The 18,633-nt window shown below is 71.3% G+C and carries 18 protein-coding genes and 1 tRNA gene; 5 read left to right on the top strand and 14 right to left on the bottom strand.

Annotated features, from left to right (window positions below):
• Nucleotides 1-270: 270 nt before the first annotated feature.
• Together ACFYW3_RS31925 and ACFYW3_RS31920 are read right to left on the bottom strand one after the other, a co-directional pair.
• Entirely contained in the window at nt 271-1,440 is a 1,170-nt protein-coding gene (locus tag ACFYW3_RS31925; RefSeq protein WP_389388075.1) for a helix-turn-helix domain-containing protein, read from the bottom strand.
• Nucleotides 1,441-1,478: 38 nt separating this feature from the next.
• Nucleotides 1,479-2,129 (bottom strand): HAD family hydrolase, encoded by a 651-nt coding sequence (locus tag ACFYW3_RS31920; RefSeq protein WP_389388074.1) that lies wholly within the window; start codon nt 2,127-2,129, stop codon nt 1,479-1,481.
• A gap of 70 nt (nt 2,130-2,199) precedes the next feature.
• On the opposite strand from ACFYW3_RS31920, the gene ACFYW3_RS31915 reads away from it, so the two are divergent.
• The gene (locus ACFYW3_RS31915; protein WP_389388073.1) at nt 2,200-2,481 is read left to right on the top strand and encodes a hypothetical protein; all 282 of its coding nucleotides are present in this window, start codon (nt 2,200-2,202) and stop codon (nt 2,479-2,481) included.
• A gap of 1 nt (nt 2,482) precedes the next feature.
• Nucleotides 2,483-2,797 (top strand): 4a-hydroxytetrahydrobiopterin dehydratase, encoded by a 315-nt coding sequence (locus ACFYW3_RS31910; RefSeq protein WP_389388072.1) that lies wholly within the window; start codon nt 2,483-2,485, stop codon nt 2,795-2,797.
• Between the two features lie 128 nt (nt 2,798-2,925).
• Here ACFYW3_RS31910 and ACFYW3_RS31905 read toward each other — a convergent pair whose 3' ends face one another.
• From ACFYW3_RS31905 to ACFYW3_RS31885, 5 genes are all read right to left on the bottom strand, one after another.
• Nucleotides 2,926-4,353 carry a DUF2252 domain-containing protein gene (locus tag ACFYW3_RS31905; RefSeq protein ID WP_389388071.1) on the bottom strand — a complete coding sequence of 476 codons (1,428 nt, stop codon included), beginning with the start codon at nt 4,351-4,353 and terminating at the stop codon, nt 2,926-2,928.
• Nucleotides 4,354-4,510: 157 nt separating this feature from the next.
• Nucleotides 4,511-4,984 carry a hypothetical protein gene (locus tag ACFYW3_RS31900; protein WP_053677985.1) on the bottom strand — a complete coding sequence of 158 codons (474 nt, stop codon included), beginning with the start codon at nt 4,982-4,984 and terminating at the stop codon, nt 4,511-4,513.
• Nucleotides 4,985-5,139: 155 nt separating this feature from the next.
• The gene (locus ACFYW3_RS31895) at nt 5,140-5,961 is read right to left on the bottom strand and encodes a YceI family protein (RefSeq protein WP_389388070.1); all 822 of its coding nucleotides are present in this window, start codon (nt 5,959-5,961) and stop codon (nt 5,140-5,142) included.
• Between the two features lie 98 nt (nt 5,962-6,059).
• A complete protein-coding gene (locus tag ACFYW3_RS31890) occupies nt 6,060-8,633 on the bottom strand; it encodes an MFS transporter (RefSeq protein WP_389388069.1) in 2,574 nt (857 codons plus the stop codon).
• 37 nt (nt 8,634-8,670) lie between these two features.
• Nucleotides 8,671-9,132 (bottom strand): MarR family winged helix-turn-helix transcriptional regulator, encoded by a 462-nt coding sequence (locus tag ACFYW3_RS31885; RefSeq protein WP_389388068.1) that lies wholly within the window; start codon nt 9,130-9,132, stop codon nt 8,671-8,673.
• Between the two features lie 709 nt (nt 9,133-9,841).
• On the opposite strand from ACFYW3_RS31885, the gene ACFYW3_RS31880 reads away from it, so the two are divergent.
• A complete protein-coding gene (locus ACFYW3_RS31880; RefSeq protein ID WP_351755660.1) occupies nt 9,842-10,945 on the top strand; it encodes a helix-turn-helix transcriptional regulator in 1,104 nt (367 codons plus the stop codon).
• Here the strand turns inward: ACFYW3_RS31880 and ACFYW3_RS31875 are convergent.
• Genes ACFYW3_RS31875 through ACFYW3_RS31865 form a run of 3 tightly spaced genes read right to left on the bottom strand, consistent with a single transcriptional unit; the run spans nt 10,936 to nt 15,628 of the window.
• Nucleotides 10,936-12,201: an MFS transporter gene (locus tag ACFYW3_RS31875; RefSeq protein ID WP_389388067.1), complete on the bottom strand. Its 1,266-nt coding sequence runs from the start codon at nt 12,199-12,201 to the stop codon at nt 10,936-10,938. The genes ACFYW3_RS31880 and ACFYW3_RS31875 overlap by 10 nt on opposite strands.
• 47 nt (nt 12,202-12,248) lie before the next feature.
• Nucleotides 12,249-14,249 carry a PEP/pyruvate-binding domain-containing protein gene (locus tag ACFYW3_RS31870; protein WP_389388066.1) on the bottom strand — a complete coding sequence of 667 codons (2,001 nt, stop codon included), beginning with the start codon at nt 14,247-14,249 and terminating at the stop codon, nt 12,249-12,251.
• A complete protein-coding gene (locus tag ACFYW3_RS31865) occupies nt 14,246-15,628 on the bottom strand; it encodes an acetyl-CoA carboxylase biotin carboxylase subunit family protein (protein ID WP_389388065.1) in 1,383 nt (460 codons plus the stop codon). The genes ACFYW3_RS31870 and ACFYW3_RS31865 overlap by 4 nt, the downstream gene beginning before the upstream one ends.
• A 553-nt stretch (nt 15,629-16,181) precedes the next feature.
• On the opposite strand from ACFYW3_RS31865, the gene ACFYW3_RS31860 reads away from it, so the two are divergent.
• Nucleotides 16,182-16,307, top strand: a complete 126-nt coding sequence (locus ACFYW3_RS31860) for a hypothetical protein (RefSeq protein ID WP_389388064.1) — start codon at nt 16,182-16,184, stop codon at nt 16,305-16,307.
• A gap of 187 nt (nt 16,308-16,494) precedes the next feature.
• Here the strand turns inward: ACFYW3_RS31860 and ACFYW3_RS31855 are convergent, their stop codons facing one another.
• Entirely contained in the window at nt 16,495-16,707 is a 213-nt protein-coding gene (locus ACFYW3_RS31855) for a hypothetical protein (protein ID WP_351755672.1), read from the bottom strand.
• Nucleotides 16,708-16,976: 269 nt separating this feature from the next.
• Between ACFYW3_RS31855 and ACFYW3_RS31850 the strand changes: the two genes are divergently transcribed.
• Nucleotides 16,977-17,411 (top strand): VOC family protein, encoded by a 435-nt coding sequence (locus ACFYW3_RS31850; protein ID WP_351755675.1) that lies wholly within the window; start codon nt 16,977-16,979, stop codon nt 17,409-17,411.
• Nucleotides 17,412-17,510: 99 nt separating this feature from the next.
• On the opposite strand, the gene ACFYW3_RS31845 is transcribed toward ACFYW3_RS31850, so the two are convergent.
• From ACFYW3_RS31845 to ACFYW3_RS31835, 3 genes are all read right to left on the bottom strand, one after another.
• Entirely contained in the window at nt 17,511-17,756 is a 246-nt protein-coding gene (locus tag ACFYW3_RS31845) for a hypothetical protein (protein WP_351755678.1), read from the bottom strand.
• A 269-nt stretch (nt 17,757-18,025) separates the two neighbouring features.
• Nucleotides 18,026-18,100, bottom strand: a tRNA-Gly gene (locus tag ACFYW3_RS31840).
• Between the two features lie 256 nt (nt 18,101-18,356).
• Nucleotides 18,357-18,623 (bottom strand): hypothetical protein, encoded by a 267-nt coding sequence (locus tag ACFYW3_RS31835; protein ID WP_389388063.1) that lies wholly within the window; start codon nt 18,621-18,623, stop codon nt 18,357-18,359.
• Nucleotides 18,624-18,633: the final 10 nt, after the last annotated feature.

The following is an 18,633-nucleotide window of genomic DNA, read 5'->3' as shown; positions in this document are numbered from 1 at the left end:
TAGTGCAACGGTCAGCGCATCGGACGATCGGCCACGCCTGCTCGAAGCCGCGGACGGTGACCTCACCCGCGGGGACCAGAGCGGTGTTGACGGCACCGCAGTCCCAGCAGGCGTGACCGTGGAGACGGGCGATGCTCACATCGCCGGTGGATACGACTGGATGGATACTCACGGAAGCCGTCCCATCTGCTCGGTTGGTGCGGGCAGAGAGAGAATGACCTCCAGGAAGGGGTGCAAGTACCACAAGTGGTGGTAGCCGTGTTGCTTGACTCAGACGGCGCCGATCCACTCGGCGAAGGCGCTGAGCGACTCGGCGTCAGCCCGCTTGATCCGGCGGATCTTCTCGACGTCCTCGCGAGCCCACGGGTGCTCGCGCACATGCTGCGGCGCCAACCTGCGGGCCACCTTGAGCGACTCGAACGCGGCATCAGGCTGGCCCGCCCACAGTTGCGCGCGGCCCACCTCGACGTAGAACCCCGACTGCCGCTCGGCCGGAACCTCGGCGCCAGGCTTCCAGGTGCGGGCGACGTCGAGAGCCCGACCGATGTGGTCCTGACCCAGGCTCACCGCGACGGCCACCTCGTGGATACGGACGCTCGACGGGCCGAACGCCGTACCCAGGTACACGCCTTCGGCGAGACCGGCCGCCAGTCCGCTGGCCTGTTCCAGGTGCTCGTACGCGGTGACTGCCGCGCCCGCTCGGGCAGCCACAACGGCGGTCCTCATGAACAGTGCACCGCGCGCTGCCGCCGCAATGGCAGTCACCGGCGCCGGGGACGCGTCGAGAGCCTGCTCCAGCGCCGCCTGCCCAACACGGTAGGCGCGCGCCGCCAGGTACGTTTCCGCGCTGGTGTACGCCACCGCCGTCTCCAACACGGGGTCACCGGTCTGCGCGACGGCCCACCGCATCACGTCGATCAACCGGGCTGACAGATCGTGGGCGCCGACCTTGTAGGCCACCGCGTCCGCGCAGCGGGCCGCCGCGACCACCAGCGCGGCCACATCCTCGCGCTGCTCCCCGGCCGAGTGGTGGAGCAGCGCGAGCGTGTCGGCGAGCAGGGACGGGGCGGCGACCGCGATTAGCCCGTACTGCGCGGCCAGGCGTTGGGCCACGGCCGCCGCGACCTCGCGCCGCAGTTCTTCCCGGCGCCTGGCCGGCGGGTCGAGGCGGATGTGGTAGCCCGCGATGGCGGCGGAGATCGACGGCAGTGCCGAGTGCACCCGGCGCGAGGTACCTGCGAATGCGGGGTCGAGACGTGCTGGGTCGACCCCGAGCGCTGCCGCGATCGACTCCAGCGCGGACGGGCTCGGCGCGCGCGTGCCTTGCTCGATGTGCCGGATCATGCTGAGGGACAAGTGGGCGGCCCGGGCGAGGTCGAGCTGGGTCATGCGTCGGGACTGGCGACGCGCGGCGATGCGCTGGCCGATGTGGTCTGCCATGCCCGCACCGTACCGCGCGCGCAAGGGGCCTTCTGCCGCTACGCGTTGACGATGCCCACGATGCCCACGAGGTCGTGCAGGGAGTCGATCGAGTGGTCGGCCGCGCCAGTCGCCCGGACCTCGTCCGCCCACCAGTGCCCCCAGGGGCCGCGACGCAGATGCGCGGTCGCGAGCCCGGCCGCGCGGGCAGGAGCCACGTCGTTGGCCGGGTGGTCGCCGACGTACAGAGTCTCCGCAGCCGGGGCGCCGGACACTTCCAGGACCCGTTCGAAGAACCCCCTCGACGGCTTGGCCACGCCCCAGTCACCGGACACCGCGACCACATCGGCTGGGAGGTCCAGCGCACGCAGCATCCGCCCCGCCTTCGGGGACTGGTTACCGGAGATGACGACCCGGACTCCTGCGGCCCGCACGGCGGCGAGGGCCGGGCGTACGTCGTCGTACAGGTCAGTCTCGTCGAGCTGCTCTCCGCGGCCCGCGGCCTCCCGAGCGGCGTACTCGGCGGGGACGTCGATGCCCGGGCGGACGAGGCGGAGCGCGTCCGCGTTGTCGCGGCCGTCGACCACCATGGCGCCGACGAGCGCCGACAGCGTGTGCCGAGGGACACCCAGCCAGTCGGCCCATGCCGCCCAGTACCGGTCGTCCCGGGTCAGCGTCTCTCCGATGTCCAGTACTACGGTCCGAATCATGGAGTCAGCGTACGGACGGGCCCGGACGCACGAAAGCGCCCCCTCCCGCCCGAAGGCGAGAGGGGGCGTTGTGTTTGTTCGTCAGGAGACCCCGTACCACTGGGAGGACCACCCGGTGTTGATGATCGTGGTCGTCTGCTGCGTCAGATCAAGCGTGGACGGCAGCGACGTCTGGCTGGTCAGCATGTTCGTAGAGATCGCTCGGGCAGCAGCAGAGATGGCAGCCGAGACCCGGTCCGCGCGGATGCTCCGCGAACTGCGAACTCTGGAGCGTGCCATGCGGCCATGGCACGATGCCCCCGTAGGCCGGGACCTCGCCGAGATCCTGGCACCGGTGACCGAGGGGGTATGACATGGGCGTGCCGCAGCCGATGACGCACGAGCAGATCGCCGAGCACCTGGCGGACCTGCCGGGCTGGACGCAGGACGGCGACGCGATCACCCGCACGTACCCGATCCGCTACCACGCGGCGGTGGCCGCGATCGTCACGATCGCCGACCGGTCCAGGCGCATCCAGCATCACGCGGACCTCGACCTGCGCATCGATCACCTGCGTGCGTCGATCACCACGCACGACGCCGGGAACCGGCTGACGCGAGCGGACTTCGACCTCGCGCACCGCATCGACACCATCGTCGCAGCACACCAGGCCCTCCCGCTGGACTGACCCCGGACGCACGACGGCGCTCCGCCTCCCAGCCCGAAGGCTGAGAGGGGGAGACCGGGGCTCGTCTCGCATCAGACGCATCAGCCGGATCAGACGCATCAGCCGCCCCCCGGGGCGGGACCAGCCGGTCACGCCGATACGGCCGAGACGCGGCCCGCGGCGATCGCTTCCGTGAGATGGGCGTAGTCCCGCTCGTTCAGGTCGGCATAGCTCTCCGCGAAGCGCAGCACCGCACGGTCGAAGACGTCGCGCCGGCCCAGGTAGGCGGCGATGGCGATCCGGTCGCCGGAGCGGGCGTGTGCCCGCGCGAGGGTGGCGCCGCAGAGCTCGGCGAAGACCCTCATGCCGCGCGGCACCATCTGCGACGGGTCCACGATCCCCTTCCAGTCCAGCAACTGGCGTACGTAGAAGTCCCGTCGCCGGCCGTCGATGCCGTGGACCTGCTGCCAGCCGAGGAAGATGTCCCCGGCGGCCTGCATCAGCCGCTGCCCGGCGACCACGCGTTCCCCCTGTGAGGCGAACTCGCTCCCACCGGCGTGCGCGGCGAGCACCGATTCGCCCGCCTCCTTGGCCTGGAGGATGAGCGGGTCCTCGTCGTCCCGGCCCAACAGCAGCACGACCCAACACCTCATGCCGACGCTGCCGACACCGACCACCTTGCGCGCCATGTCCACGACGCGGAACTGCTCCAGGAGGTGCCGCCGGTCGGGCGTGAGGCTGTCGCCGTACTCCCTGACCAGGCCGCGGATCTCGTCTTCGAGCGCGGCGCGTTCCTTGTCCTGGATCAGCTCGGAGATCGGTGTGATCAGTCGTGGAGCGGCGGCGAACCGGCGCTCGCCCCCGACGACCTCGGTGAGCTTCTCGAAGGCCCGCATGCTGTCGCGTCCCCGTGCCTTCGTCAGTTCCGCGGAGACGCGCTTGCGACCGCGCGTGTGCAGCGCGCCGGCCGCCACCGCCTGGAGCTGCGCCTCGTCGACCCGCGCGTACCAGACGTCGAGGGTGCGCATGGCGGCGAAGCGGCGCATCTGCTCGCGGTAGGACCGCACCCCGGCCCGTACGATCTCGGCGCACTCGTCGCCGGTGAAGGAGTTCTCCCGCGCGGCGATGACCAGGCTGACGGCCAACCGCTTGACGTCCCACTCCCACGGACCGGGCAGCGTCTCGTCGAAGTCGTTGATGTCGAAGAGCAGGTTCCGCTCCGGGGAGCCCAGCAGGCGGAAGTTCAACAGGTGCGCGTCCCCGCAGAGTTGGACGCGGATCCCGGAATCGGGAGTGCGGGCCAGGTCGCCCGCCATGATGGCCGCCGCACCGCGGTAGAAGCGGAACGGCGACTGTGACATCCGCCCGTAGCGCAGCGGTACGAGTTCCTGCACCCGGGTGGCGGACTGCCGCTCGATCACGTCGATCGGGTCCGTCCGGTCCGCGGACACGTCGAACTCGCCGTGTGCGGACCGGGGCGTGCGCCGCCGTGCGGCCCGTCCGAGGGCGACGCGTTCGTCGGCGGAGAGGGGCGGCCCGGCTCCGGCCGTCTTCGAGGTCGCCTTACGCTTCGTCATCGCTGTGAACCTCCAGGCCGCCTCTGGGTCGCCTTCTCCCGGTACGGGCGCGGCGCTCCGACGTCGGCTCCGCGCCCGTGTGTCTCCGGTGTCCGCGAGCGGTCCGTCGGCTCCGCGCCCGTACGGCCTTCGCCTTCGTGCTCACGCCCGGACCCGCTCAGTAGAAGAGCTTGTACGTGACGTCCTTGGGGATGGGGGAGGGCACGGTGTCGGTGTAGAGGAGCCGGACCGTGGTGAACCGCTGGACCTCGGGGTGCGCGGGCCACGGCTTCGGATTGCTGAAGGTCACGGTCACCGGGTGGGGGTGGAACCGACCGGCCGCACAGTAGGGGCGGCAGTCGTTCACCATGTTCGTACCGGTCGCCGTGGCGGTCTTCGGACCCCAGTCCTCCCAGTCCAGTCGTACGAGGCGGCTGTTGCCGTCGCCGCACGCCAGCAGGTAGTCCTCGGGTCGCACCTGGGCCTCGTTGGAGCAGTCGAGCACCACGAGGGGTTCCGGTGCGGCGCGCGTCTGTGCGGAAGCGGGCACGGCGCCCGCCACGAGGGCGGCGGCCGCGCACAGCAGGGTGGCCGTCCTGACCCCGGCCCGGGGTGTCGCGGGAGTGAGCCCGCCGTCTCCTGAAGTGACCACAAGACCCTCCTTGACCGGGCCGTCCCGACATCGGTACTGCCGTAGCCCTGATCAGCTTCCCCCATCCGGGCGTACCGCGCACCCGCTGCGTACCCGGACCCGCCCGGACGTGGGCCCACCGGGCGAGAGCGCTCGCCGTCGGCGGGCGGCGCGTGCTACGCCTGCGGCAGCGACTCGCCCTGTACCGCCTGGATGTCCAGCTCCACCCTCAGCGTCGTCCCGATGGCGGCGATGCCCGCCCGCACCACCTGGTTGTAGTTCATCGCGAAGTCCTCGCGGTGGAGGTCCGCGGTGGCGCGGAACGCGGCGCGCGTGCCGCCCCACGGGTCGGCGCCGGTGCCCAGGTAGGCGAGGTCCAGGTCCACGGGCCGTACGACGCCGCGCATGGTCAGCTCGCCGTGCACGGTCCAACGGTCGGACCCGGCGGGCGTCAGACCCGTCGAGCGGTACGAGAGCTCCGGATACGTCTCCACGTCCAGGAAGTCGGGCGACTTCAGGTGCCCGTCGCGCAGGTCGTTGCCCGTGTCGATGGACGCGGCGCCGATCCTCGCCTCCACACGGGACGCGGACACCGCGTCCGGGGAGATCTCGATCCGGCCGGTGAACTCGGTGAACCGCCCGTGCACGCTGGAGATGCCCAGGTGCTGTGCGACGGCGCCCACGGAGGAGTGCGCCGGGTCGATCGTCCACGGCCCGGGCGGCGGCAGCTCCGTACCTCCCTGACGGGCGAGGACGACCTTGCCGACCTCGGCGCGTCCACCGGCCGTGACGATCGCGCTCGACGCGCTGGGCGCGTAGCCGACCGCCGTGACGATGACGGTGTACGCCCCCGGCGCGAGCGCGGTCGTGTCGCGTACGGCTCCCTCGGCATCGGCCTCGGCGCGGACCACCTGCGTGCCCGTCATGTCGGTCACCGTGACGACCGCGTGCGACACGGCCCATCCGTCGCGCGTGAGGATCCGTGCGGTCAGTCCCATCCCGTTTTCTCCCTGCCAAGCATGTCGAGATCGTTCGAAAATGGCCGGCCCGCGGGGCGCGCCTCCGTTCGGGGCGCGCCCCGCGGGCCGGGGTACGGCTACTCGCCCGGGTGGGCCAGTTCGATGTCGTGGTCGTCGACACCGCGCACGCCCACGCTCAGGGCCGTGGCCACCGGCGGGTAGCTGGTCGCGATGACGGTGTACTCGCCGCTGTCCAGGTCGGTGAAGGCGTACGCGCCGTCCGCGCCGGTCCTCGCCGTGTCGACGACGTTGCCCGCCGTGTCGATCAGCGTGACCCGCGCGTCGCCGAGCGGGCCGTGCGGCGCCCGTACGACGCCCTGGACCCGTGCGCCGGGGCTGAGCTCGACCTCGACCCGGGTGACGCCGGCCCCGCCGACCTCGACGGGCAGGGCCGCGGGGCGGTGCCCGAGAGCGTTGACCGCGATGGTCACCGAGCCCGGCACCATCTCGGCGAAGGAGAACTCGCCCTGCTCGCCGGTGGTCGCGGACGCCAACACGTCACCGCGGACGTCGGTCACGATGACCATGGCGTCCTTGACCGGGTCACCGCTCCCGGCGGCCCGGACGAGTCCGCTCAGCCCGCTCGTACCGCTCAGCAGGATGTCGTACGCGACCGGCTCGCCGTTGACCACGATCGTCGACGCCTGCGGCTGGAAGCCGTCGGCCGAGGCGATCAGGACGTACGAGCCCGAGCCCGGCGCGTCCACGGCGTACGAGCCGTCGGCCCGCGAGACCGACCGGCCCAGTTGACGTCCCGCGAGGGAGATCAGCGTCACGGCCGCCTGGGGTACGGGCGCGCTCTCGGAGCCGCGCACGTAACCGCCCACCGGAGTACCACCGTTCACGGGACCGGTCCCTTCGTTCGCCACCGCGGTGACGACGGTCGACTGCCGCGTTGTCCCGGGCTCGGCATCGTCCGTGCCGGGTCCGGCTTCGATAGCGGTCTCGGACCGCGCCATGCTCTCCGCGCCGGTGGCCTCGGCGAGCTGCGGAGCCGGGACCGTCACGGACGCGGGGACCGCGAGGTCATCGCTTCGTCCGGGGCCCGCCTCGACGGGCGAGGCGACCTGCTCCAGACCGCCCGACGTCCGCAGCGGAACCTCCTTGATGAAGATCGTGACGAGGAAGGCGATCAGTGCGAGCGGCGCGGCGATCAGGAAGACGTCCGCGATGCCGTGGCCGTACGCGCTCTCCATGACGGTGCGCAGCGGGCCCGGCAGGCTGTCCATGTCCGGGATGCTGCCGCCGGAGCCGGCACCGGCGGCGGCCGCCGCGTACTTCGGGTCGAGGGTGGCGAGCCCGTCCTGGGCGTAGTGGGTGATCCGGTTGGCCATCACCGCGCCGAGCGCGGAGACGCCGATCGCGCCACCGAGGGAACGGAAGAAGGTCACCGTGGAGCTGGCCGAACCGAGGTCGGACGGCGCCACCTGGTTCTGCGTGCACAGCACCAGGTTCTGCATCATCATGCCGATGCCGAGGCCCAGCAGCGCCATGAAGATCGCGATGTGCCAGTACTCGGTGTCGTAGCGGATCGTGCCGAGCAGGCCCAGACCCGCGGTCACCAGCACGCCACCGCAGAGCAGCCACGCCTTCCACTTTCCGGTCTTGGTGATCACCTGGCCGGAGACGGTGGAGGAGACGAACAGACCGGCGATCATCGGAATCGTCATCACGCCCGACATGGTCGGGGACTTGTCGCGGGCCAGTTGGAAGTACTGACTGAAGAACACCGTGCCGGTGAACATCGCGACACCGACGAACAGCGAGGCGATCGACGACAGCGCGATGGTGCGGTTGCGGAACAGGCGCAGCGGGATGATCGGTTCGGCGGCCTTGGACTCGACGAGCACGAACAGCAGCCCGAGCACGATCGATCCGCCGACCATGGCGAACGTCTGCCAGGAGACCCAGTCGTACTTGTCGCCGGCGAACGTGACCCACACCAGCAGCAGCGACACGGCGGCCGAGATGAAGAACGCGCCGCCCCAGTCGACCTTGACCTCGCGCTTGACGACGGGCAGGTGCAGGGTCTTCTGGAGCACGATCAGCGCGATGATCGCGAAGGGCACGCCGACATAGAAGCACCAGCGCCAGCCGAGCCAGTCGGTGTCGGTGATGACGCCGCCGAGGAGCGGGCCGCCGACGGTGGCGACGGCGAAGGTCGCGCCGAGGTAGCCGCTGTAACGGCCGCGCTCGCGCGGGGAGATCATCGCGGCCATCACGATCTGCGCGAGGGCGGACAGGCCGCCGACGCCGATGCCCTGGACCACGCGGCACGCGATGAGCATTCCCGCGTTCTGGGACAGGCCGGCGGCGGCCGAGCCCAGCACGTAGATGACCAGGGCGATCTGGACGAGTGCCTTCTTGCTGTACAGGTCGGAGAGCTTGCCCCACAGGGGAGTGGCCGCCGTCATGGAGAGCAGTGCGGCGGTGACGACCCAGGTGTAGGCGGACTGGCCGCCGCCCAGGTCGCCGATGATCTCGGGCAGGGCGTTGGAGACGATCGTCGACGACAGGATCGCGACGAACATGCCGAGCAACAGCCCGGAGAGCGCCTCCATGATCTGCCGGTGCGTCATCGGTGCGCCGTCGTGGCCGCCTCCGTGCTTGGCGTGAGAGCCCCGCACACCGGCTGGTGTGGTCGTTGCCATGGGCTTCCTAACGTTCTTCGTGCGGGTGTACGGGTGATCAGTTCAGTCGTGTGCGGTGCACGCCGGCGGAGCGGCAGTCACCGAAGCTTTCGCGCAGCCGGGACATGAGCCGGACGAGCCGGCCCACCTCCTCGTCGGACCAGTCGCTCAACCGGTCGGCGAGCAACTGCGAGGAGCGTCGGGAGAGCTCGTCGAGCTGTTCCCCTCCGGCGGCGGTGAGGTGGAGGATGCGTGAGCGTTTGTCGGCCGGGTCGGGGCGCCGTTCGATCCAGCCCCGGTCCGTGACGTGCGCGACGTGACGGCTGGTGACGGACATGTCCACGGAGAGCAGCTCGGCGAGCCTGCTCATGCGCATGTCCCCGTGCCGACCGAGGAGGTGCAGCACGGCGGCGGATCCGGCCGGGCAGTCCTGGGGCAGGATCCGCCCCAGGTCCCTCTTGACGGCGCCGATGGCACTGAGCTCGCGAGCCAATTCCTCGTACTGCGCCCGCTCGGCCATCGCACCTCCCGCATCGTTGCTTCAGGCAACCGTAAAAGTGGTTGGTTGTTCCACGCAAACCGGGAGGGGTGTATTGAGCTAAAAAGTTGACAAAGGCAAGCATTGGCGAACGTAAACTCGCAGGTGGGCGGCCTGCCTGCCGGAGTCGGCGAGGGATGGGCCTCACTCATCGGCAATCAGGGGATCACGCTGCGCGGTCGTCAGGTTCCCGAGCCGGGATGGTGCGATGCCGACGGTCGCCGTGTTGCCTCCGCAAAGGGGATGACGCTCGACCGGGGGCGCGTGCGGCGCCTCGGTCGAGCGTCGTCCCCGGGTGGAGCCGTCGTCCCCGGGTGGAGCCGTCGTCCCCGGGTGGGGCTGTCGTCCCCGGGTGGGGCTGTCGCCCCCGGGTGGGCCCGGGTTGGCCGGGTGGAGCCGGGGTGGCCGGGTGGGGCCGGCCGTCGGTCAGTGGCCCTGGATCGCCTTGAGGTCCCGACCGGCGGTCAATGGGTCTGGACCAAGTCCCCTGTGGGTGTCGGGGTGTTCAGGAAGGGCGGGAACAGGACAATCCGATCGCCGTGCCCGCAACTTCGCTCAAAACCGGTTAAGTTGACCTCCCGTCCGGAGCGTCATCGACGCGCGACACACCGTGCGCACGTACGCCCGACGGGAGCGACCCCGTCCCGGGGAGGGCGGGTCGCGAGCGGAGACCCGAGAGACAGAAACAGGCATGTACGCGAAGAACGAGCACGGGCAGGTACGGCCGGCGGCCGGCGGGGGCGGGGAGCCGGCACGAGGAGGGGAGTCCGCGCGGGCCGGGGAACCGGCGCGGGGCGCGGGCGGCGACCGGGACCTTCCCGAGGCGGCGCGGTGGTTCGAGGCCCTCGCCGCGTACGCCCCCGCGCCCGCCTTCATCCGCGACGGACACGGCCGGTACCTGTGGGTGAACGCGGCCTACGCCCACCTCTACCGCATGGAGTCGCACGCCGTGGTCGGCCGGACCGTGGAGGAGATCGACGCACCCGACGACGCCGCCGTGTTCCGGGCCCTGGACCGCGAGGTGCTGTCGTCCCGCCGGCCGGTCCGCCACACCCTCGTCTTCCGGCACCCCGACGGGACACCCCGCCAGGTCACCGGGCACCGCTTCGTCCTGGACCACGGCCGGGGCCTGCGCGTGGGCGGGATCTACACCGACGTCACGGACCAGGCCAGGGCACTGGAGGACAAGGCCGTCGCCGCCGAGGAACTCCACGCCCTGTGGGAGCGCTCGGGGCTGGCCATCGTGACCCTGGACCTGCGCGGCCGGATCCAGCGGGTCAGCGGAGGAGTCGCCGAACTGCTCGGGGGCGACCGCGCCTCCCTGGAGGGCACCCGCGCCCTCGGACACCTGCGCGGTGACGCCCGGACGGTGCGTGGCGCCTGGGTGGACCTGGTCACCGGAAAGGCGTCCCGGCGCACGTGCTCCGTGGTCTGCGCCACGGCCTCGGGGGAGAGCAAGGTCCTGCGGGCCGATCTCGCGGTGGTCAGGCGCCAGGGCGCTCCCGACCGGGTCTCTGCCGTACTGACCTCGCTGAGCGTCGGGTTCGACGCCCCCGCCCGGGTGAGCCCCGTGCAACTGCGGGTCCTCTCCCTGATGGCGGCCGGCCGCTCCAACGGGGCCATCGCCACCGACCTGGGCCTCTCGCGCCAGGCGCTGGACTACCACCTGCGCCGGCTCCGCGGAGCACTCGACGCGGAATCACGCCCCGCCCTCGTGGCCCGCGCCTACACCCTCGGCATCCTCGACACGGGGGTGTGGCCCCCGCGCGCCGCCGTCGCGCCCTGTCAGGGCTGACCGACGGCCTGCCGCACCCCGTCACGACGCAGCCGCCACAGGACGACGCCCACGACGAGCAGCAGCAGGCACGTGCCCACCGCCGCGTGCACGAGGAGCGCGTCCAGGCGGTCCGCCGCCAGGTAGGCACCGACGGCCAGCGCCACCAGCGCACACACACCGCGGTCGATGATGGACTCCACCGACAGCAGGGTCGCCCGGTACGGGGTCGGCGGGATGGCCGCGTTGATCAGGTTGCGTTGCACCGGGTACGCCAGACCCGCCGCGGCGGCGAACACGCACAGCCACACGATCGTGGCCGGCGCCCCCGACAGGGTGGTGGCCGCGAGAGTGAGCGCCATGACCACGCTCAGCACGGTCACCACCGAGGTGTCGGAAAGTCTGCCGCGCAACCAGCCGGTCCGGGCCGATCCCACGGCCTCCGCGATCGTCATCGCCGACAGCACCGCACCGTGATCGGCGACGGGGAGGTCCTTCTCCAGCAGCAACGGTTGGAAGAGGTTGACCTGGCAGATGCGCCCGAGCGTGAAGATGGCCACGCCCTGCACCATCAGCGGTCCGAGCGACCGCGAGGTCCCGAGCACCTTCAGGGCCTGGCGGGCCGAGTCGAGGAGCCCGACGCGTTCCGCGGGCGGCCGCGTTCCGCCGTGCCGCTCCGCGATGGCGGGGAGGGCCGCGGCGCAGGCCAGCGAGCCGAGCGTGGAGAGCGCGGTCAGCACGTACGGGGCCTGGTGCCAGACGTGCATCAGGACGCCGACCAGTGGCCAGCAGGCGATCTTCGCCCACAGGCCGATCGCCCGGGCGGTCCCCTCGGCCTGGACGTAGTGCTCTCCCGCACCGTGCTCGTGCAGGTACTCGTACAGGTACGCGCTGGACGCTCCGGAGACCAGCGAGCGGGCGGCGGCGATGGCCAGGAAGTGCGCCATGAAGCCCACGAAGGAGGGCCAGGCGACCGGGACGAGGTTCGCCGCCGTCATCACGGCCGCCCCGAGCTGCATGCAACGGCGCTGTCCGATGCGGTCGGCGATGAAGCCGGTGGGTATCTCCAACAGGCAGAACGCCACGTAGTAGACGCTCTGGATGCCGAAGATCTGGCTGTCCGAAAGACCCGCCTGCTTCTGGTACTGGTAGAAGACCGGCATCCACCACAGCAGGTTGAACAGGAGCTGGAAGCCGTTGTTCAGGCGGATCACACGGAGCACCGCGGCGGGCGGGCGGACGCGGCGTTTCACGCGCGCACGCAGGGAGAGGGGCATGGGAGTGACCTTCGGAAGGGGCGGAACGCGGGGGAGCGCGGGCGGGATCAGGCGCTGTAGGGCCTGAGTTGGAGGATGTGGAGCGCGCCTCCCGGCCCGAGCAGCCATTCGACGTCGAGCGGCCCGGCGAAGGTGTAGTCCGCGGCGAAATGGGACTGGAGCAGGCGGCCCGCAAGCGCCAGCCGGCCCAGATGGGCCTGCGTCTCCAGGTCCAGGTCCTGCTCGGCCGCCCCGAGCGAGAGCGTGCGACCGCCGCCCTCGACGGTGTTGTACAGGTACTGCAGGGGCATCGTCCGGCCGTCGACCACGTCGGCCGTGGAACCGTGCGCACAGTTGAGGTACACGTTCCGGAAGTCGGCCCGGTTGGTCGGATTGCAGGTCACCATGACGCCTCCGAGCGGGGACGGCTCGTAGCGCTGGACGATCACCCCCATGTACGTGTCGTCCAGCGAGATGCCGGCCTGATGGCGCAGCCGCACGCTGCGCGGGGACAACAGCGAGGCCCACACCTGACGGATCGCGTCCAACAGCCCCGGCAGATCGGTGACCTTGGTGTGGGACTCGTAGATGCCGGCCGCGGAGAAGCCCGGCAGGTCCTCGGCATTCGACGAGGACCGCACGGCGAAGCGACTCGTGCCCGCCAGGTGCTCGACCAACTGGGTGTCCAGGGCCCGCACCAGGTCCTCGGGCACCGGGAGGGTGCGCACCAGGTGCTGCAACTGGACGCAGACCGTGTCCACGGCGTCCATGGCGTTCAGCTCCAGGGCCATCTTCAGCTTGCCGATGCTCTGCTGCACGGCGGGCGAGGAGTCCAGGAAGCGTTGTTGGACGGAGAACGGCACGGCGATGCCCGCCGGCGCCTGGACGTGCCGGGCCAGGAACTCCCCGGCGTACTGGGCGAGATCACCGTCGGCGGGCATCCGCAGCCGGGCGGCCAGGTGACCGAGCAGATCGGCCCGGGGCGGGCGCGGCACGGAGTAGTAGCCGGTCAGCCGGCCGGAGCCGTGGCGCAGTACGTGGTGCAGCTCGCCCAGGTTGGCCGCCTTGGTGCCGTAGCGGTTGCGGTCGCGGGCACGCAACGCGGACAGCGGCACGAGCGGTACGTCCGTCACGTGCGGGGCGTCGAGCCGGACCCGCTGCGTGTGCCAGGTCGGTTCCGTGAGGTCCGCCGGCTCCTCGGCGCGTTCGACGACGAAGTTCTCGGCGGTGACCTCGTAACGGACCCAGGCACCGTCCAGCTTCTCGTCGGCGATCGTGTCGAGGATGCCCCGGACGATGGCGTTGGGGATGCCCCAGCCGGCCGCCAACATGTTGGTGTGCGACAGCGGGGTGGTGGGCAGGGCGTTGAGCAGCCCCGCGAGGCGCGGAATGTCATCGGGGACGACCGGCATGGCAACGATGTCGTACCAGGTCAGGTCCGCGCGCGCGGCCCGGTACTCCTCGCCGGAGGCGAACGCGCGCAGCCGGCCGGTCGCCGAGGCGAGCGTCAACGGCACGAAGGGCGCGGTCGCGGACAACGCGTGACCCCGGGCACGGGGCACCACGGTCTCGGGCACCGCCGCGAGGGCGTTCTCCTGCCCGTGGTTGGCCGGCTTGACCAGCAGTTCCAGCGCGGGGTCGAGGTGGGCCCGTACGAAGGCGTGGAACTCGATCAGCAGGTCCGCGCCCATCGTGTCGGCCTCGGTGGTCTCCAGGACCATGAACGGCTCGTCCTGCTCCGGGCCTCCCCGGGAGTGCAGGGACAGCACGCCGAGCAGGAACCGTCGCTCGGGATCCTGGTACACGTCGTGGTTGAACCGGTCGAGCCGGGCGTCGAGCTCTTCCAGGGTCAGTCCCACGACCTCGGTGGCTATGTAGTTGACGTGGAAGGAGTGCACGGCGCTGTCCAGGACGTGCCAGAGGCCCTGCTCCCGGTCGACGACGACCTTCACGTACGGGTGCCCGCCCAGCACCCCGGCCAACTGCTCGAACAGGGGCAGCGTGAGCAGGGTGTCCACGGCGGCGCCCCGGGGGGACGGTACGGGTGTGGTGGTGCCGGCGTTCGTCATGCGGCGCTCCCGGGCGTCGAGCGGTCGGCGGACGTGGCACCGAGGGCGTGCGGCAGCGCCGCGAGGATCCGGCCGCAGTCGGCCAGCAGCTCCGACCCGGACTCGGCGGTGAGGAAGCACAGCGCCGCCATGGAGTTCGCTCCTCCCGCCTCCTCGTACACCGGCACCCGACTGCCCGGCGGGAGGCTGTGCTCCCGTACCAACTCGACGCGGGAACCGGGCGCGAGCAGGGCGGGCCAGTCGACCGCCTCGAAGTCCCAGGTCGGGAGTTCGCTCCAGGGCCGCCCCTCGGGATCCACGGCGAGGACGACGAGCGACCCGGCCGCACCCTCGCCCTCCGTCAGCATCCGCCGCGGGTAGTCGACGTCCCGGCCGAGCAACTCGCGGACCAGCATGCCGATCATGTCGAGGCCGAAGACGGTCTCCACCTGCCGTGTGGTCATCACCCCGCCGAACCGGGCCGCCGTCTCGATCAGCCACATGGCACCGTCCGCACCGAGTTTGATCTCGGTGTGAGTGGCACAGGTGTCGAGCCCGAGCGCGTCGACGGCGGCGCGCGACACCTCCTCGATCCGGCGCTGAAGGGCGTCCGGGAGAGCCGCCGGAGCCAGGCTCGCGCGCTCGGTGAAGGGCGCGATGGTGGGCATCCGGCCGGTGATGCACAGCGGGTGGTACCGGCCGTCGGCGACGATCCCCTCCACGCTCGCGTAGTCGCCCCAACCGGCCTCGTCGAACCAGTCGGAGGCCTCGCCGGTCACGATCTCCTCCAGCAGGAAGTCGCTCACGCCCTCGTCCGCGGCGTGCAGTTCCGCGTATCCCTGGGCGGACGAGGCCTCCATGACGGAACGGCCGGTCTTCCACGCCTCCTCGGCCTGCTGCTCGTTCCACACGGTGAGGTGGGCCGTGGAGCCCGCGCTCCAGGCGGCCTTCAGCAGCAGTGGCGGCGTCAGTTCCTCGAAGGCGGTCGCGATGTCCTCCGGCGCGTGGACCTCCGTGAACCCCGGTACCGGCACCCCCGCGTCACGCCAGATCCGGCGCATCAGGCGCTTGTCCCGGGCCCCGGCCACCCGCTCGCCGGCGCCGCGCAGCCCGAGCCGCAGACTGGCGTGGGCCACGGCCACCACCGCGTACTCCGACAGCGTCAGCACCGCTGCGGCGCCGACGCGGCGCGCGTGGGAACAGATCAGATCGACCAGTTCCACCCCCTCGCGGGGCCGCACGGAAGTGATCGACGCGCATGCGGGCAGCCAGACGGACTCGGTGGTTCGAGGCAGTGGTGCGAGCGCCAGGACATGGACGTCGGCATGGGCCGCGATTCTCGGTATCGCGTACTCCAGCGGAGGGCCGCCCTTGGCATAGACGAAGAGGATCGGGGACATGGTGCTCCCGGGGTCGAGGGGGACGCCGCGTGGTGCCGCGGCGGCGTCGGGGGACGATCCGTACGGGGTGACACGGTGTACGGACCAGGGGCAACTAGAGCACGACAGGGAACGGCGGACGCACGTCTGTACCCCTACTCGGTTAGGCGTTCGCCAAACAACCGCACGCGCCAAGTGGGCGTGCAATGAGGGTGTTTCAGCCACCTGTACGGAGCCCGAGACGATCACGGGCCCTCGATGTCGACCGGGTGGTCCAGGGCCCGCGAGCGGGGTCCGCGGCGCACGGGTCCGTGCCGGGAGGGCCGGCAAAAGGAGGCCGGTAAGTGGGGGTGGGGGGTGAGGGGTGGGCGTGATACTCGACCGGTGGACTCGATCCATCGCAGTGCGGCGGGCAGGGAACTCATCCGGCGCTGGTGCCTCGACCAACTCGACGTCTGGCCAGTGCCGCACGAACGGAGCACGGTGACAGCCCAGGGAGCGTCAACCCATGTGGTGCTCGCCGGGTCCGGCGCGCCGCCGTGGAGGCGGGTGACCCGAAGTCGCGCGTCAGACGATGGCACACGCCAGGCGCCTGCTGGACACCATCGGCAAGGAGTCGGCGAAGGCGCTCAGCCGGCTGTCCACTCGGGCGAAATGGGCGGTGGCGGGTCTGGAACGTCCCCGCACACGAACTCCCTGAACATTCCTGGACCCGTTGCCACCCCTTGACCTCCACCAAAGTCGAGGTTTTGAGGAACTGGAACGCAGGCTCACCGAGGCGTGAGGCGTGAGGCGTGAGGCGTGTCGTGTGGTGTGAGGGGGGTGGGGGGTGCGCGGGCGGGTGCGTCGTCGGGTCCCGGGTGGTCGGCGCGCGCACCCGGGAGCGTTCAGTCGCGGTGGCGCAGGACGTGTTCCGCGTGAGGGAGGTCGTGGACGTCGGCGGCGGATCCGGTCAGCGGGAACATGGGGGTGTACGCGCACCGGCCGGGATAGGCGTGGTCGACTTCCCACTGCGCGGCCGTCGTTCCCTCGCCGGACTCCCGCGTGCAGACCGTGTACAAGGGGTGCGAGCAGCCCTGGCAGGCGGGCGGGCCGTTCACGCCCGGGCCCGAGGGGCGTCGCCGCGGCCTCGCGCGGGCGGGTGGGGTCGCAAGGGGCGGGACGGCGGAGCGCCGGGGGCGGAGGTCGCCGGGTCGGGCGTGGTGATCATGACGGAAGAACGATTCTGCGAGGGCGGGGGACACGCCTCGTCGCTGCGGAATGTGACCGTCCGCCACGCGCGGGTGGCCCGTTCCTCCCGCGCGGACCCCGTCGCGCGGGTCCGTGTTCCCTCCCCGGTGTCGTCCCGGGGCCGTGCTAGCTTCCGTTCATGGAACAGCGTGTCAGTCTCATCACCTTGGGCGTCACGGACCTCGGTCGCGCCCGGGCGTTCTACGAGAGCCTGGGGTGGCGTGGGCAAGAGGTCGAGGAGACCGTCTTCTTCCAGGCCGGCGGCCTCGGATTCGTGCTCTGGGGTCGCGAGGAACTCGCGCGTGACAGCGGCCTCGCCGACGGCCGGGGAACCGGATTCGGCGGTATCACCCTGGCTCACAACGTGCGTTCCCCGCAGGAGGTGGACGCGCTGATCTCGGTGGCGCGAGAGGCGGGCGCCACTGTCACCAAACCGGCCGCGGCGACGTTCTACGGGGGTTACGCGGGATACTTCACGGATCCCGACGGGCATCCGTGGGAGATCGCCCACAACCCGGGCTTCCCCTTGGCCGAGGACGGCTCGCTGACCGTTCCCGACTTCGGTTCCCTGTAGCGCCGCCGGCTGTATCACCGGCCGCTGTGGTGCCGGTGCCCGTGGCGCCGATCGGGCCGGGCTCGCCCATGGCCATCCCCACCGGCCCGGCCCGCCCGCTCAGTTGGTGGTGACGGTGACGATGGCGGCGATGACCGTGAGCGTGGAGAGGGCGAGCATGCCGTGACGGGCCAGCCCCGTCGCCCTGTTGTCGACGGCTGACCGGCCCGTGGTGGGGGCGGGAGGCGTCGATGCCGCGGGTTGGGGTTGGTGCCGGCACGCACAGGTGTCCTGGTGGGTCAACACGTCGCGCCAGAGTTCGCCGTCGAGGGGTGCCCGCGAGAACGCGGCCGGTTCGGACTTCATACGCGTTTCAACCGTCAGGCGTCCGGGGTGGTCACGTGCGTCGGTCAATCCGCCACTGGCCGCCACCTTCCGCCAGGGGCGGGGGCGCGATGCGAAGCCGCGCGCGCCGGGGGCGCGGAGGGTGAGGGGGTGTCCTGGCGTGGCCGAACGGGAGAGTGGGGCGGGTGTGATCCGGTACGGATGCGGGCGCCGCCGATGCCCTTGACGGGAGGTCCCATGACAAGGACGTCGTCCGACCGGGCGGGAGCCACTGGGTGGCGGGGGTGAAGTGGAGCGGATGGCAGGGATCGCACACTGCGTTTTCCCCCTGGAAGGGGGACGTTCTACTACTGAACTACATCCGCACGCATGAGGAGGTTCGGTCCGTGGCCGATCCCCTTCAAGGTGATCACCATCCTAGACGACAATCAGGGTGGGTTGGCAACTCGGCGCGCGGTGAGGGGCGGTCGATGACCCGCGAGGCCTCCGAGGTGGAGCCGCAGGGTTTCTGGTGGGGCGTCGGAGGACCACGGTCGCTACGCCTGCCCCCTGCCCCCGGCCCCCTGCCTCCGGAGCCCGAAGGCCCCGGCCGGTGTCCCTGCCGGTGTCCCGGCGAGAACGCTACGTGGCGGAGCCCTTGTTGCGGTTGGCGAAGGGGCGGGCGGCGTGGACCGCGAGGAACTCGGCGATCAGGGACGCCTCGGCGCTGCCCGGATTCTCATCGGGTGTGGACCGCCACGCGACGAGCAGGCCGGCCGAGTCGCGCAGTTGCCAGAGGTGGCGTCCGCCCCAATGGCCCACCGGTAAGCCCGCGCCGTGTCGCCGGTACTCGTCGAGCCTCTTGCGGAGCCCGCGCCGGCCGTCCTTGCCCGCCGAGGCCTTGCCCACGTAGAGGACC

This window comes from Streptomyces sp. NPDC002602 (assembly GCF_042889445.1).
Taxonomy (GTDB): domain Bacteria; phylum Actinomycetota; class Actinomycetes; order Streptomycetales; family Streptomycetaceae; genus Streptomyces.
The sequence above is the reverse complement of the archived record's forward strand: the minus strand, read 5'-3'. Positions and strand labels throughout refer to the sequence as shown.